Below are 12,943 nucleotides of genomic sequence, written 5' to 3'. Positions count from 1 at the left end.
GCGTCCCCTAGGGGACTCGAACCCCTGTTACCGCCGTGAAAGGGCGGTGTCCTAGGCCACTAGACGAAGGGGACACACTACAACATTCACTCCCTGCTTCGTTTCGCTGTGTGCTTTACGCTGCAAGTGGCGCGCATTCTATGGATGGATTGAGAGGTCGTCAACCCCCTGATATAAATTTATTTAAATCAATGACTTCGCCCTGCTTTTGGACGCCTTTGCGGTTTTTCCGCTGCCCGGTGTTTGACGCCTATATTCTGGCACCCGCCAAGACGTTATAGTCCTCCAGTGATGGCAATCTGTATATCGCGTGCCACCATTTATAGAAGCGAGGCTGCGGCCGATATAAGCGCAGGCATGTCCGATCCAACCCTTCATGCGGGCCTAGGCGCTCAAATGCCAAGCCACTAGACTCGCATGTGTACCCTAAAAAGAGGTCTTACCGGTGACGCCACTCATGATCACCCTGCTAGTTGTAGCCGGGATCGCACTGTTGATCGCCATTGGCTACATGAACCATGTGGTGGAAAACAACAAGCTGGAAAAGGCCCGTACCAAGATTGAACTCAATGATCGCCTGCGTCGCTGCGGCGAAATCACCGAGACTTTCCCCGGCCAGTTGATGACCCCGGCACTCAAGCTGTTGGTAACCCGCCTGGAACTGAACGTCTGCCAGCGCCTGCTCAACCTGGAAAAATCCAGTGCCAACCTCAAGGCACGGATCGCTGAACTGGAGGCCCTTGTCGGCCAGGGTGAATCGATCCCGATCAACAATCCGCCGGCACCGATCCAGACCGAAGCCAAGGCCAAGGATGTACGTTTCCTGCTTGAAGCCCTGCACGGGCAAATCACCCGCGCGGCACAGGACGGCTTCCTGCCCCCCAACGAAGCCAAGCGCTGGATTCGTGAAGTGCGCCATATCCTGGTGCTGCTGCACATCGAGTTCTTCAACAACCTCGGCCAGCACTCCCTGCAACAGAACCAGCCCGGGCAGGCTCGCCTGGCATTCGAGCGCGGCGTGCAATACCTGCGCAAGCAACAGGAACCACAGGTCTACGCCGAGCAACTGGAATACCTGGAAAAACTCCTGGCCCGCGCCAATGACCAGGTCATGGATCGCATTGCGCCGGTCGAAGGCGAGGTCAACCAATTGACCGAAGGCCTCAAAGACGTCGAAGCTGACGCGGACTGGAAAAAGAAAGTGATCTACGACTGATCAGCGAAAACAGAAAAGCCACCGAGAGGTGGCTTTTTTTTGCTCTTCTGTAGGAGCAGCCGGTCGACGCTCGATTGCTCGCGATGGACTCCAGAACACCGCGCTCACCCAGTCAACGCACGTTGTCTTTGCGGCCATCGCGAGCAATCGAGCGTCGACCGGCTGCTCCTACAGCCTGAAATGCCCCACCATCCCCTTCAGCTCAACCCCCAGTTGCGCCAACTCGATACTGGAGGCGGCATTGCCCTGCATCGCCAGCGATGATTGATCGGCACTGGCGCGAATACTGGTGACACTGCGGTTGATCTCTTCGGCCACCGAGCTCTGTTCCTCGGCTGCCGCGGCGATCTGCTGGTTCATCTGCTGGATCAACGATACCGCCGCCGCAATACTTCCCAGTGCGCTCTCGGTCTGCAAGGCATCGCTGACCGCCAGCTTCACCAACTCGCCACTGCTCTGGATCTGCTGCACCGACGACTGCGCCGCCGAGCGCAAAGCGCTGACCAGGCGTTCGATTTCCTCGGTCGATTGCTGGGTTCGCCTGGCCAGTGCACGCACTTCATCGGCCACCACCGCAAAGCCCCTGCCCTGCTCACCCGCACGGGCCGCCTCGATCGCCGCGTTCAATGCCAGCAGGTTGGTCTGCTCTGCCACGCTTTTGATCACACTCAAGACCGTGCCGATGTTCTGGATTTCCGCACTCAGGCTTTCAATGCTCGAACTGGCCGAGTTGGCCGAGTCCGCCAACTGCTCGATCCGTGCCATGCTCTGGCGCACCACCTGCTGACCACTTTCAACCTTGCCGTCAGCCGTTTGCGCCGCCAGGGCTGCTTCCTCTGCGTTGCGCGCGACGTCATGCACCGTGGCCGTCATCTGATTCATCGCGGTGGCGACCTGTTCGGTTTCCTCCTTCTGCGTGCTGACTTCGAGATTGGTCTGTTCCGTCACTGCAGACAGCGATTGGGCGGAAGTGGCCAACTGCTCGATACCCGACTGCAAGCCGCTGACGATATGGCTGAGCCCCGCGCCCATTTGTTGCATGGCCTGCATCAACTGGCCAATTTCGTCACGACGGGTCACGTCGATGGTCGCACTCAAATCCCCTGAAGCAATCTGCTGCGCCACCTGGATCACACTGCGCAGCGGCGCCACGATCAACCGGGTGATGAACCACGCAGCAACCAGCCCGACCAGCAACGCCAGAGCGGAAGAGCCAAGAATCAGTATCGAGTTCTTTTTCAGTTCGGCCTGCATCGCCTGGTCTTCAGCGACATAAGCCTGATCCACCCGTTCAACCACTTGGGCTGCGCGTTGGTGCAACTGTTGATAAACGGTTTTTTCCTGTTCCAGCAGACCGGTGTACTCGGCGAGCTTGTCACTGAAACCGGCGATATGACCCGTCACCTCATTGAGGACAGTCTGGTAACCCTCGTCCTTGACCGCGGTCTTGAGCTGCTCGGCCTGGGCCAGTGCCTGGCTGGCCTGTTCGATCTTGCCCTGCCCGGCGCTGTCGTCGCCTTTGCGGCTTTGATCCAGGCGCACGCGCGCTTCATTCATGGCTTGCAGCATCAAGCGTGAAACCTGGCTGACCTGACCGGCCTGCTCGATGAATTGCGCACCGTCCTTGCCTTCGGAATCTTTCAGCGTATAAGCGCCGTCATCGGCGAGCCCGGATTGCAATACATCAAGATTATTGGCCACGCTGGACACCGACCAACTGGCCATTTCCAGCGCCAGGTCCTTGGCCTGGGTGAGCGAGACAAACTCGTCGAAAGCCTTGCGATAGGCACCCAAAGACTGTTCGACATCATTCATCACCGGCACATTGGCCGCAGACGCGGCCTTGAGCTGAGCGGCCAGGGCGATCAAGCCATCGACGCCCTCGTGCAGGGCATCGACAGTTTTCGGATTGCCGTGCAAGGCGTATTCCTGCTCCAGCAATCGGACCTTGAGCAAACCGCTGTTGAGCGATGACATTTGCTTGAGCCCGTCGAAGCGCTGGCTGATGGTTTGCAGGGACCACACGCCAATGCCCGCCACCACCGCAGTCAACAACAGCACCAGGACAAACCCGACACCCAGTTTTTTCGCCATACCGAGGTTGGCAAAACGTCCTTGCACGGCCGAATTCATTGCACTTAGTCCCCTGCCAAAGTCTGTAGACGCAGATTCGCAACGGGCCAGTGGCAACACAAGGCTCTGGCGCCGGAATAATGGCAAAAAGCTACGCCAACGTCGTTTTCAGAACGCTTGAGGTCGATCCCGAGCTGTGGCCTGAAAGAACGCACGGGCACGCGGATCGCAGGCATACGCCACATTGATACGCTGCCAGTCACTGGCCCCACCCGAGGCGTTGAAGGCGCTCTTCGATGACAACACCACACCCAGACGCCTTGCCCGGGCCAGCACCTGATCGTAGTCGGACATTCGTGATCGCGCCCAGATAAACAGGCCTCCCGCCGGCTTGCCGAAGACTTCCCATTCGGCATCCTCGAGCATTTGCAACACCGCCAGCCGTTCGCTGTTCAAGCGTTGGCGCTGACGTTGCACCAGTTTGCCGTAGGCTCCGTTAGCCAACAGGCACGCCAGCACCGACTCGCAAAATCGTGAGGCGCCCATGCCAGAGATCATCTTGACCTCGGCCAGACGCGTAATGACTGCGCAATCGGCCACCACGAAACCGACCCGCAAGGAACTGCTGAGGGTCTTGGAATAGCTGCCCACGTAGATCACGTTGTCGTCCAGCGCAGCCAGTCGCGTACCGCAACCGCTACGCAAATCCGCATAGACGTCGTCCTCGATCACCTGCACGCCAAAGGCCCTGGTCAGTTGCAGCACGCGACGCGCCACCCCGGGTGAAAGGTTGCTGCCGGTCGGGTTGTGAAAGAAGCTATTGATGAGCAATCCTTGAGGCCGGTGCTTGGCCAGCACCGATTCGAGCATGTCCACGTCCGGCCCGCGCGGTGTTCGCGGCACCTCGACCATGTGGATGCCGTGCAGCCTGAGCAGATCGAACAGCAGCGGATAACCGGGGCTCTCCACGACCACACAATCACCGGCCTTGAACAGTGTCCGCACAATCAGGTCGAGCCCCTGACTGGCCCCCGCAGTAGTCATGATCCGGTTGTCCTGTACCGGGATGTCCAGCTGCCTGAGGCGTTTGAGTATCTGTTGCCGCAAGGCTGGCAACCCCAGCGGCGTGCTGTAGTTGAACAAACTGGCCGTATCGGTACGACTGATTTGCCGGATCGCGTAGATCAGATCGTCGGTCTCGCGCCAGCTTTCAGGCAGCCCGCCACAGCCCAGCCTCAGCGCCCCCGACCACGGCCCATACTCGGGTTCGGCCCCCTCAAACCACACAGGCTCGGGCCTTGCGTTCGCGACCAATGCCGGGTCGGCAACTGTATAGCCGGCCCCATGACCTGACACCAGCATCCCCTGCGTCACGAGGCGTTCACAGGCCTGAGTGACGCTTGACTGACTGAGCAAATTGATCCGCGCGATCTGTCGCACCGAAGGCAAGCGCGTACCGGGCGATACCCCGCTGGAATGAAGCCAGCAGGTCAGCGCGTCAACAATTTGCTGTACGACGGGCACCAGCGCCTGTCGGTCGATTCTCAACTCCATGAGCAAGCAAACTCCTGTTGATTTTGCGAGAAGCAGTTAATCACAGGAGGGTTCGAAGGCATGTGCGACAACGCCGCCAAAACCATTCGATCTAATTATTTGAAACACATGCCCGACCCGGAACCAAAAAACTGTGGGAGCGAGCCTGCTCGCGAAAGCGGTGTGTCAGCCGATATTAATTTCGACTGATACGCCCTCTTCGCGAGCAGGCTCGCTCCCACAGGTTCCGCATGTATTCAGTATCGTCGTTTTAAAACGCGGTAACGCCACCATCCACGGCCAATGAGTGCCCTGTGGTGAAGGCCGCGCCATCGCTGCACAGATACAGCACCGCGCTGGCGATTTCTTCGACCTTGCCGATGCGACCGACCGGATGCATGGCGTTGGCGAACTCGGCTTTTTTCGGGTCGGCTTCATAAGCGCGACGGAACATGTCGGTGTCGATCACCGCCGGGCACACGGCGTTGACCCGGATCTTTTTCTTGGCGTATTCAATGGCCGCCGACTTGGTCAGGCCGATCACCGCATGTTTGGAGGCTGCGTAGATGCTCATTTTCGGCGCTGCCCCCAGGCCCGCCACCGATGCCGTATTGACGATTGCGCCGCCCCCTTGCGCCAGCAGCAACGGCAACTGGTATTTCATGCACAGCCAGACGCCTTTGACGTTGACGCCCATGATCGCGTCGAACTCGTCGAGCGAACCGTCGGCCAGCTTGCCTTTCTCGATTTCGATGCCGGCATTGTTGAAGGCATAGTCGAGGCGACCGTAAGTATCGATCACCTCCTCCATCAGATTTTTAACATCGCTTTCCAGGGTAACGTTGCAGCGCACGAAGGTCGCCTCGCCACCGGCCGTACGAATCAGCGCCACCGTGCCCTCGCCGCCCGCCGTGTCCATATCGGCCACTACGACCTTAACGCCCTCGGCGGCAAATGCCTGGGCGGTCGCGCGGCCAATACCGGCCGCCCCGCCAGTCACCACAACCACCTGGCCGGAAAACGTCATGCTCATTGTTATGTCCTCGAAGAGAAGTAAGCGGGGAATCGCGCAGGACCAGTCTAGCCATGGAGGTGCTGAACGCGGCAGCACTATCAGGACTCCGGTTGGGCGCCCATGAGTTGCAGTGATGGAACTGCCGTACCAATTATCACTGCACTGGATCAACCTGCATTCGCCGCATCAGCCGAACTTGCGGCATCGGCGCTGACCGGCTATCAACAAAGCTTCATTCATCTTGAGTGCCTGTCATGACCTCCCAGACCAATCGCCAATTCCTGCTCGCCAAACGTCCGGTTGGCGCGGCGACCCGCGAGACATTCACCTATCAGGAAGTACCGGTCGGCGAGCCGGCGGCGGGCCAGATCCTGGTCGAAAACCAATACCTGTCCCTGGACCCGGCCATGCGCGGCTGGATGAACGAGGGCAAGTCCTACATCCCGCCGGTCGGGCTCGGCGAAGTCATGCGCGCCTTGGGCGTGGGCAAAGTCATCGCGTCGAACAATCCGGGCTTCGCGGTCGGGGACTACGTTAACGGCGCCCTCGGGGTGCAGGACTTTTTCCTCGGCGAGCCGCGAGGTTTCTACAAGGTCGATCCGAAACTGGCACCGCTACCGCGGTATCTGTCGGCGCTGGGCATGACCGGGATGACGGCCTACTTCGCCCTGCTCGACGTCGGCGCGCCGAAGGCCGGTGACACCGTGGTGCTGTCGGGTGCGGCGGGCGCCGTGGGCAGCATTGCCGGGCAGATCGCCAAGATCAAAGGCTGCCGGGTGGTTGGCATCGCCGGCGGCGCGGACAAGTGCAAGTTTTTGATCGACGAACTGGGTTTCGACGGTGCTATCGACTACAAGAGCGAAGACGTCCTCGCCGGCCTCAAGCGCGAGTGCCCGAAAGGTGTCGACGTGTATTTCGATAATGTGGGTGGCGACATTCTCGACGCGGTGTTGAGCCGCCTGAACATGAAGGCGCGAGTGGTGATTTGCGGTGCCATCAGCCAGTACAACAACAAGGAAGCGGTCAAGGGGCCGGCCAATTACCTGTCGCTGCTGGTCAACCGCGCACGCATGGAAGGTTTTGTGGTGATGGACTACGCCGCCCAATACGCCAGCGCCGCCCAGGAAATGGCAGGCTGGATGGCCAAGGGGCAGCTCAAGAGCAAGGAAGACATCGTCGAAGGACTGGAGACATTCCCGGAGACGCTGATGAAATTGTTCAACGGCGAGAATTTCGGGAAGCTGGTGTTGAAGATTTGACCCGATATTTGAACTAACCCAAGAACCACTGTGGGAGCGGGCTTGCTCGCGAATACGGTGTGTCAGCCGACATATCTATTGACTGATCCACCGCATTCGCGAGCAAGCCCGCTCCCACATTTTGATTTTCGGTGTCGGGTTAAGCCAGTTCAGCCACGACCGAAGCCAACGCCTTCGCCGGATCCGCCGCCTGGCTGATCGGACGGCCGATCACCAGATAATCGGAACCGGCATCCAGTGCCTGACGTGGCGTCAGGATGCGACGCTGATCGTCCTGGGCACTGCCCGCCGGACGAATCCCCGGGGTCACCAGTTGCAGCGACGGATGCGCCGATTTCAGCGCCTGGGCTTCCAGGGCCGAGCACACCAGGCCGTCCATCCCGGCTTTTTCCGCCAGGGCGGCCAGGCGCAGGACCTGCTCTTGCGGCTCGATGTCCAGACCGATACCTGCCAGATCTTCACGCTCCATGCTGGTCAACACGGTCACGCCGATCAGCAGTGGCTTGGGACCGCTGCGCTGATCCAGCACTTCACGGCACGCGGCCATCATGCGCAGGCCGCCGGAGCAATGCACGTTGACCATCCACACGCCCATTTCCGCAGCGGCCTTGACGGCCATCGCGGTGGTGTTCGGGATGTCGTGGAACTTGAGGTCCAGGAACACTTCGAAACCCTTGTCGCGCAGGGTGCCGACGATTTCCGAGGCACAGCTGGTGAACAGTTCCTTACCGACTTTGACCCGGCACAGCTTCGGGTCCAACTGATCGGCCAGCTTCAGTGCGGCGTCACGGGTAGGGAAATCCAGGGCGACGATGATAGGAGTCTGGCAGGCGGACATGAGTGGGCTCTCAGGCAAGTCGAAATCGGCGCGCATTGTAGCGGAACCAGCGCCGCTGCGGGACCCGATGATCGGTAAATCGTCGAAACGGCTCAGGCAAGACTAGCCCCCGAGGCCATTGTGTCGAGTTCGATACACACACGACACGCCCGCAACACCCGGGCCGGCTACCCTCGGCAACCGCAACAGGTCCCTGCAACAGCACTTCCCGCCTCAGGGCCGGACGCCTATGCTGGAACCACAACCTCGCCGCCTATCTTTGTGGTTGGCAGCCTACCTGGCAGATGAACGCACGCATGCACAACACCCAAGCCCCCGTGAACGACGACCAAAAGACGCCCGGTGACGACAAACGCTGGAGCATTCGTGCCCTGATCGTCGACGATGACGTGCCGATCCGCGAATTGATGATCGACTACCTGGCCCGATTCAACATCCACGCCAGCGGCGTCACCGATGGCGCCGCGATGCGCCAGGCGATGCAGGCGGAGCATTTCGACGTGGTGGTACTCGACCTGATGCTGCCAGGCGAAGACGGACTATCGTTGTGCCGCTGGCTGCGCGCCGAGTCGGACATTCCGATCCTGATGCTCACCGCCCGCTGCGAACCCACCGACCGGATCATTGGCCTCGAGCTGGGCGCCGACGACTACATGGCCAAGCCGTTCGAGCCCCGCGAGCTGGTGGCGCGGATCCAGACCATCCTGCGTCGGGTGCGCGATGACCGCAGCGAACAGCGGGCGAACATTCGCTTCGACAATTGGCGCCTGAACAGCGTGCTGCGGCAACTGATTGCCGACGATGGCCTGGTGGTACCGCTGTCCAACGCCGAATTCCGCCTGCTCTGGGTATTTATCGAACGTCCGCACCGGGTGCTCAGCCGTGAACAACTGCTGGACGCCGCCCGCGGTCGTTCGATTGAAGCCTTTGACCGCAGCATCGACCTGCTGGTGTCGCGCCTGCGCCAGAAACTCGGCGACGATCCCAAGGCTCCGCAGTTGATCAAGACTGTTCGTGGCGAGGGTTACCTGTTCGATGCCCGAGACATCGGCTGATGCGCGGGCGCTTCGATACGCTGTTCGGCCGCCTGTTTGGCGTGTTGTTGCTGGCGATTATCCTCGCGCACCTGCTGGCCTTTGCCTGGTTTCATCATTACGGTCCGCCACCGCCGCCACGTCCACCGGAGTTTTCCGAAGGCCTGGAAGGACCACGCCCGCCACTGGACCCACGCTTCGAGAAGCGGCCGCCAAGGCCGTGGTTCGGCGGCCCCCTGGTGCCGCTGACTTTTCAATTGGTCTCGCTGATCATTGCCGCCTGGTACGGCGCCAAACTGCTGAGCCGGCCAATCCAGCGCCTGAGCGACGCAGCCGAGCGCTTGAGCGAGAACCTCGACAGCCCGCCGCTGGAAGAGTCGGGGCCACGGGAAGCGCGGCAAGCGGCGCACACCTTCAACAAAATGCAGCGGCGCATCCTTGAACAGGTCAAGCAGCGCTCGCGCATGCTCGGCGCCGTGTCCCACGACCTGCGCACGCCGCTGTCACGGCTCAAGCTGCGGCTGGAAAAAATCGACGACGACAAGCTGCAAGGCCAGATGCGGCAAGACCTCGACGACATGATCAGCATGCTCGACGCCACCCTCACCTATCTGCATGAACAGCGCACCAGCGAAGCCCCACAGTGGATGGACGTGCAGGCGCTGGTGGAGTCCCTGAGTGAAAATGCCCAGGACCAGGGCGCAGACGTCCAGGCCAGCGGTCACTGTGCCCCGCTGCAAGTGCAGCCGATGGCCCTGCGTTCCTGCATCAACAACCTGATGGACAATGCCCTGCGTTATGCCGGGCAGGCGCTGATCACCCTGCAAGACCATCGTGAACACCTGGTGATCCGGGTCATCGACCATGGACCGGGTATCGCCACTGAACAACGTGAAGCCGTGTTCGAACCCTTCTTTCGCCTTGAAGGCTCGCGCAATCGCAATTCCGGCGGCGTTGGCCTGGGCATGACCATTGCGCGTGAGGCGGCGCAACGAATGGGCGGGCAGTTAACCTTGGAAGAGACGCCTGGTGGCGGTCTGACGGCCGTGATTCGCCTGCCGCGTACCTGATACCCCTACAGAGCCCGCCGCGATCGGCCTCGTTGTCTGGTGGTGCACGTGCTCCCTTGTAGGAGCTGCCGGAGGCTGCGATCTTTTGATTTTGATTTTGATTTTGCTTTTGCGATCTGGAGATTGCTGAAGATCAAGATCAAAAGATCGCAGCCTCCGGCAGCTCCTACAGGTATTTCGTTATCGGTGTTCCCCCGGGATTCCGTGAAGAACCCAAAAAAAGCCCACTACCCCTCAGCGGTTCAATGGACTACGGCCCCTGGAACTTCAGGGCAGGCGATCCTCAGCCCGTGCCTGTGTCTTGCTCCAGTCGATCAACAGGCTATAGGCCACCGCCAGCAATGTCGGGCCGATGAACAGGCCGATAAAACCAAAGGCAATCAACCCGCCAAACACCCCAAGCAGCACGATGACCAGCGGCAGGTTACCGCCACGGCTGATCAGGTACGGCTTGAGCACGTTGTCGACACCGCTGATGACGAATGTGCCCCAGATGCCGAGGAATATGGCCATCCCGTACTCGCCTTTCCAGGCCAGCCAGGCTGTCGCCGGAATCCACACCAGCGGCGGCCCCATCGGAATCAGGCTGAGCATGAAGGTCACGATGCCGAGCACCAGCGCACCCGGTACGCCGGCAATCAGGAACCCGATCAGCGCCAGGATCGCCTGGGCCGCTGCTGTACCAATCACTCCGTTCACCACCCGCTGTACCGTGCCTGCCACCAGTTCAATGTAGTAGCCGGCCCGTTGACCGATCAGCCGTTCCAGCAATGTGTGCACAAACGCCGCCAGGCGCGGTCCGTCACGATAGAAAAAGAACACGAAGACGATGCTCAGGGTCAGTTCGAGAATACCGCCGCCGATCTGCGCGCTGCGCGCCAGCAACCAGTTACCCATCTGCCCCAGATAAGGCTTGAGCGACACCATCATCGCCGCGCCCTGCTCATCAATGCTGTTCCAGAGTCCGACCAGCCGCTCGCCCACCAGGGGAATCGAACCCAGCCAGGCCGGTGCTTCGGGCAGCCCCTCGACCTGCGCATCCTTGATGAATGCGGTGGCATCACGCACATGATCGGCGAGGTTGAAACCCAGCCACACCAACGGTGCCGCGACCAGCACCATCCAGCCCAGCGTCAGCAATGCCGCCGCCAGAGACTCGCGGCCATTGAGCCAACGGGTCAGCAAGCGCATCAGCGGCCAACTGGCGAATGCCAGGACGGCGCCCCAGAACATCGCCGACCAGAACGGCGCCATCACCCAGAAGCTCGCGCCGAACAGCACGACGAGCAGGATCTGCACCAACAGGCGATCGTTATTGATCATTGAAAATCCCGAAAATATCAGTCAGCAAAAGAGTAGGCGAACGCAGCGTGCACGCTCGCCCGGTACAGCCTACCGCAATAGCTCGATGTGCAGGCCAGAGCCTTCGGCACTGCCGGCTTCCATTCGCGCGGCACGCACGCCCTGGGCAATCAGTGCCTGACGCCAGGCTTCGGCGTTCGCTCCGGAAATGCTGACCCGCAAGGTGGTGTCCAGATTCAGTCCGCGGGAAATCAGGCGCAGCCAGGTCTCGTCTGGTGCACTGTTCAACGTGGAAAAATCCAGTTCGCCGGTGCTCTTGAGCTCACGCAGCAAGGTCGCGGACGTCGGAAACAACTCGCCCAGCGGTGCCGAAGCGTCGAACTGCTCGACATGCAGGTAGGCTTTGCGATTACCGCGGGTGATGCTGTACAGCGCGACGAGCGTGTTATCCCGTGGCGCGGCAAGTCGCAGCAGCAAATAGGCTTGTTGATCGTCGGCACCGTACAGTTTGGCGTTGCCGAAGACTTCGTTGGCCCAGAGGCTGCTTTCGCCGCAATCGCGCGCCTGGCACCAAAAGAGCAACCCGGCGTCCTGTTTTTGCAACGCCTCGCGGGCAGCGGTGAACGCTTCGATGGAAGAATGCTCCGCTGGCAACTCGTAGGTCACCGAAGTGACGTTGCCGCGGGCACTGACCTGACCGTCGAAACGTAACTGGCCACTGATCTTGCGGATCGAGCCCAAGGGGTAGATCCGCTCCAGTTCGGCGGCAGGGCGATAGTCGACAATCTGGGCGTCGACCATGCGCGGCACTATCGGCAGGTCCTGACTGCCAGGAACATCGGCGGCGAACAACAAGGGACTGAAACTGCACAGCACCAGCAAACTGAATGAACGCATGGATAGACTCATCGGATCAGCATGGCCTGGGCGCCCTTGATGACACTGGCTTCATCGGCGCGTTGCGGTACCTGCAGACCACGCTGCACCGCCGGCCGGGCCTCCAGGGTTGCCATCCAGCGTTGCAACGCCGTCAAGCCCTCCACCGGGACACCCGACCACTCGTAACCGCGCACCCATGGAAAGGTGGCGATGTCGGCAATGCTGTATTCATCGGCGAGGAACTCCACGCTTTGCAAACGCGTGTCGAGCACTTCATAGAGGCGACGGGTCTCGTGCTGATAGCGGTCGATGGCGCCCTGGAGTTTTTCCGGAAAGTAGCGGAAGAACACGTTGGCCTGGCCCTGCATCGGGCCGATGCCACCCATCTGGAACATCAGCCACTGCAACACCAGCGAACGTCCCTTCGGGTCGCTCGGCATCAGTTTGCCGGTCTGTTCTGCGAGGTAAATCAGGATGGCGCCGGACTCGAACACGGCGAAATCGCCATTGGCGCGGTCGACAATTGCCGGAATCCGGCCATTGGGGTTGATCTTGAGGAAGTCCGCGGACTTCTGCTCCTTCTTGTCGAAACTCAAGGCATGCACCCTGTAGGGCAGGCCGAGTTCCTCGAGCACGATAGAGACCTTGTGGCCATTCGGGGTCGCAGCGGTGTAGAGATCTATCATGGTTGTCTCCCTTTTCAACCCGTCAAGCCTCGACAGTT

The 12,943-nt window shown here is 60.4% G+C and carries 11 protein-coding genes, 1 tRNA gene and 1 pseudogene; 4 read left to right on the top strand and 9 right to left on the bottom strand.

The features are described from left to right. Position 1: 1 nt before the first annotated feature. Positions 2–74, bottom strand: a tRNA-Glu gene (locus AC07YV_RS11470). A 383-nt stretch (positions 75–457) separates the two neighbouring features. On the opposite strand from AC07YV_RS11470, the gene AC07YV_RS11465 reads away from it, so the two are divergent. Continuing rightward, positions 458–1,216, top strand: a complete 759-nt coding sequence (locus AC07YV_RS11465) for a hypothetical protein (protein ID WP_173900808.1) — start codon at positions 458–460, stop codon at positions 1,214–1,216. 168 nt (positions 1,217–1,384) lie between these two features. Here the strand turns inward: AC07YV_RS11465 and AC07YV_RS11460 are convergent, their stop codons facing one another. The 4 genes and pseudogenes from AC07YV_RS11460 to AC07YV_RS11445 form a co-directional block, all read right to left on the bottom strand. Then, complete coding sequence (locus AC07YV_RS11460) at positions 1,385–2,248, bottom strand: methyl-accepting chemotaxis protein (protein ID WP_371321749.1); 864 nt, start codon at positions 2,246–2,248, stop codon at positions 1,385–1,387. Next, a pseudogene (locus tag AC07YV_RS11455) lies at positions 2,246–2,470 on the bottom strand (HAMP domain-containing protein); the annotation flags it as partial. The pseudogene AC07YV_RS11455 and the gene AC07YV_RS11460, both read right to left, overlap by 3 nt. A gap of 987 nt (positions 2,471–3,457) precedes the next feature. Further along, positions 3,458–4,843, bottom strand: coding sequence for an aminotransferase-like domain-containing protein (locus AC07YV_RS11450; RefSeq protein ID WP_102699766.1), 1,386 nt, complete (start codon positions 4,841–4,843; stop codon positions 3,458–3,460). 250 nt (positions 4,844–5,093) lie between these two features. Beyond that, positions 5,094–5,855, bottom strand: a complete 762-nt coding sequence (locus AC07YV_RS11445; RefSeq protein WP_102699767.1) for an SDR family oxidoreductase — start codon at positions 5,853–5,855, stop codon at positions 5,094–5,096. A 236-nt stretch (positions 5,856–6,091) separates the two neighbouring features. On the opposite strand from AC07YV_RS11445, the gene AC07YV_RS11440 reads away from it, so the two are divergent. Beyond that, the gene (locus tag AC07YV_RS11440) at positions 6,092–7,096 is read left to right on the top strand and encodes an NADP-dependent oxidoreductase (RefSeq protein WP_007974579.1); all 1,005 of its coding nucleotides are present in this window, start codon (positions 6,092–6,094) and stop codon (positions 7,094–7,096) included. A 139-nt stretch (positions 7,097–7,235) separates the two neighbouring features. Here AC07YV_RS11440 and pyrF read toward each other — a convergent pair whose 3' ends face one another. Next, entirely contained in the window at positions 7,236–7,934 is a 699-nt protein-coding gene (gene pyrF, locus AC07YV_RS11435; RefSeq protein ID WP_007974578.1) for an orotidine-5'-phosphate decarboxylase, read from the bottom strand. Positions 7,935–8,230: 296 nt separating this feature from the next. Between pyrF and AC07YV_RS11430 the strand changes: the two genes are divergently transcribed. Then, a complete protein-coding gene (locus AC07YV_RS11430; protein ID WP_102699768.1) occupies positions 8,231–8,989 on the top strand; it encodes a response regulator in 759 nt (252 codons plus the stop codon). Further along, positions 8,989–10,038, top strand: a complete 1,050-nt coding sequence (locus AC07YV_RS11425) for a sensor histidine kinase (RefSeq protein ID WP_102699769.1) — start codon at positions 8,989–8,991, stop codon at positions 10,036–10,038. The genes AC07YV_RS11430 and AC07YV_RS11425 overlap by 1 nt, the downstream gene beginning before the upstream one ends. Positions 10,039–10,305: 267 nt before the next feature. On the opposite strand, the gene AC07YV_RS11420 is transcribed toward AC07YV_RS11425, so the two are convergent. The 3 genes from AC07YV_RS11420 to AC07YV_RS11410 form a co-directional block, all read right to left on the bottom strand. Continuing rightward, complete coding sequence (locus AC07YV_RS11420) at positions 10,306–11,361, bottom strand: AI-2E family transporter (protein ID WP_102699770.1); 1,056 nt, start codon at positions 11,359–11,361, stop codon at positions 10,306–10,308. Between the two features lie 69 nt (positions 11,362–11,430). Beyond that, complete coding sequence (locus tag AC07YV_RS11415; protein ID WP_102674693.1) at positions 11,431–12,237, bottom strand: DUF4892 domain-containing protein; 807 nt, start codon at positions 12,235–12,237, stop codon at positions 11,431–11,433. A gap of 8 nt (positions 12,238–12,245) precedes the next feature. Beyond that, complete coding sequence (locus AC07YV_RS11410) at positions 12,246–12,905, bottom strand: glutathione S-transferase family protein (protein ID WP_102699771.1); 660 nt, start codon at positions 12,903–12,905, stop codon at positions 12,246–12,248. Between the last annotated feature and the right edge of the window lie 38 nt (positions 12,906–12,943).

This window comes from Pseudomonas sp. GW456-E7, assembly GCF_059424105.1.
The sequence above is the reverse complement of the archived record's forward strand: the minus strand, read 5'-3'. Positions and strand labels throughout refer to the sequence as shown.

What these genes read in the sequence shown, in the direction of transcription:
- AC07YV_RS11465 (WP_173900808.1), top strand. Translation starts at nt 458, where the DNA reads ATGATCACCCTGCTAGTTGTAGCCGGGATCGCACTGTTGATCGCCATT.
- AC07YV_RS11460 (WP_371321749.1), bottom strand. Translation starts at nt 2,248, where the DNA reads ATGGGCGCGGGGCTCAGCCATATCGTCAGCGGCTTGCAGTCGGGTATC.
- AC07YV_RS11450 (WP_102699766.1), bottom strand. Translation starts at nt 4,843, where the DNA reads ATGGAGTTGAGAATCGACCGACAGGCGCTGGTGCCCGTCGTACAGCAA.
- AC07YV_RS11445 (WP_102699767.1), bottom strand. Translation starts at nt 5,855, where the DNA reads ATGAGCATGACGTTTTCCGGCCAGGTGGTTGTGGTGACTGGCGGGGCG.
- AC07YV_RS11440 (WP_007974579.1), top strand. Translation starts at nt 6,092, where the DNA reads ATGACCTCCCAGACCAATCGCCAATTCCTGCTCGCCAAACGTCCGGTT.
- pyrF (WP_007974578.1), bottom strand. Translation starts at nt 7,934, where the DNA reads ATGTCCGCCTGCCAGACTCCTATCATCGTCGCCCTGGATTTCCCTACC.
- AC07YV_RS11430 (WP_102699768.1), top strand. Translation starts at nt 8,231, where the DNA reads ATGCACAACACCCAAGCCCCCGTGAACGACGACCAAAAGACGCCCGGT.
- AC07YV_RS11425 (WP_102699769.1), top strand. Translation starts at nt 8,989, where the DNA reads ATGCGCGGGCGCTTCGATACGCTGTTCGGCCGCCTGTTTGGCGTGTTG.
- AC07YV_RS11420 (WP_102699770.1), bottom strand. Translation starts at nt 11,361, where the DNA reads ATGATCAATAACGATCGCCTGTTGGTGCAGATCCTGCTCGTCGTGCTG.
- AC07YV_RS11415 (WP_102674693.1), bottom strand. Translation starts at nt 12,237, where the DNA reads ATGCGTTCATTCAGTTTGCTGGTGCTGTGCAGTTTCAGTCCCTTGTTG.
- AC07YV_RS11410 (WP_102699771.1), bottom strand. Translation starts at nt 12,905, where the DNA reads ATGATAGATCTCTACACCGCTGCGACCCCGAATGGCCACAAGGTCTCT.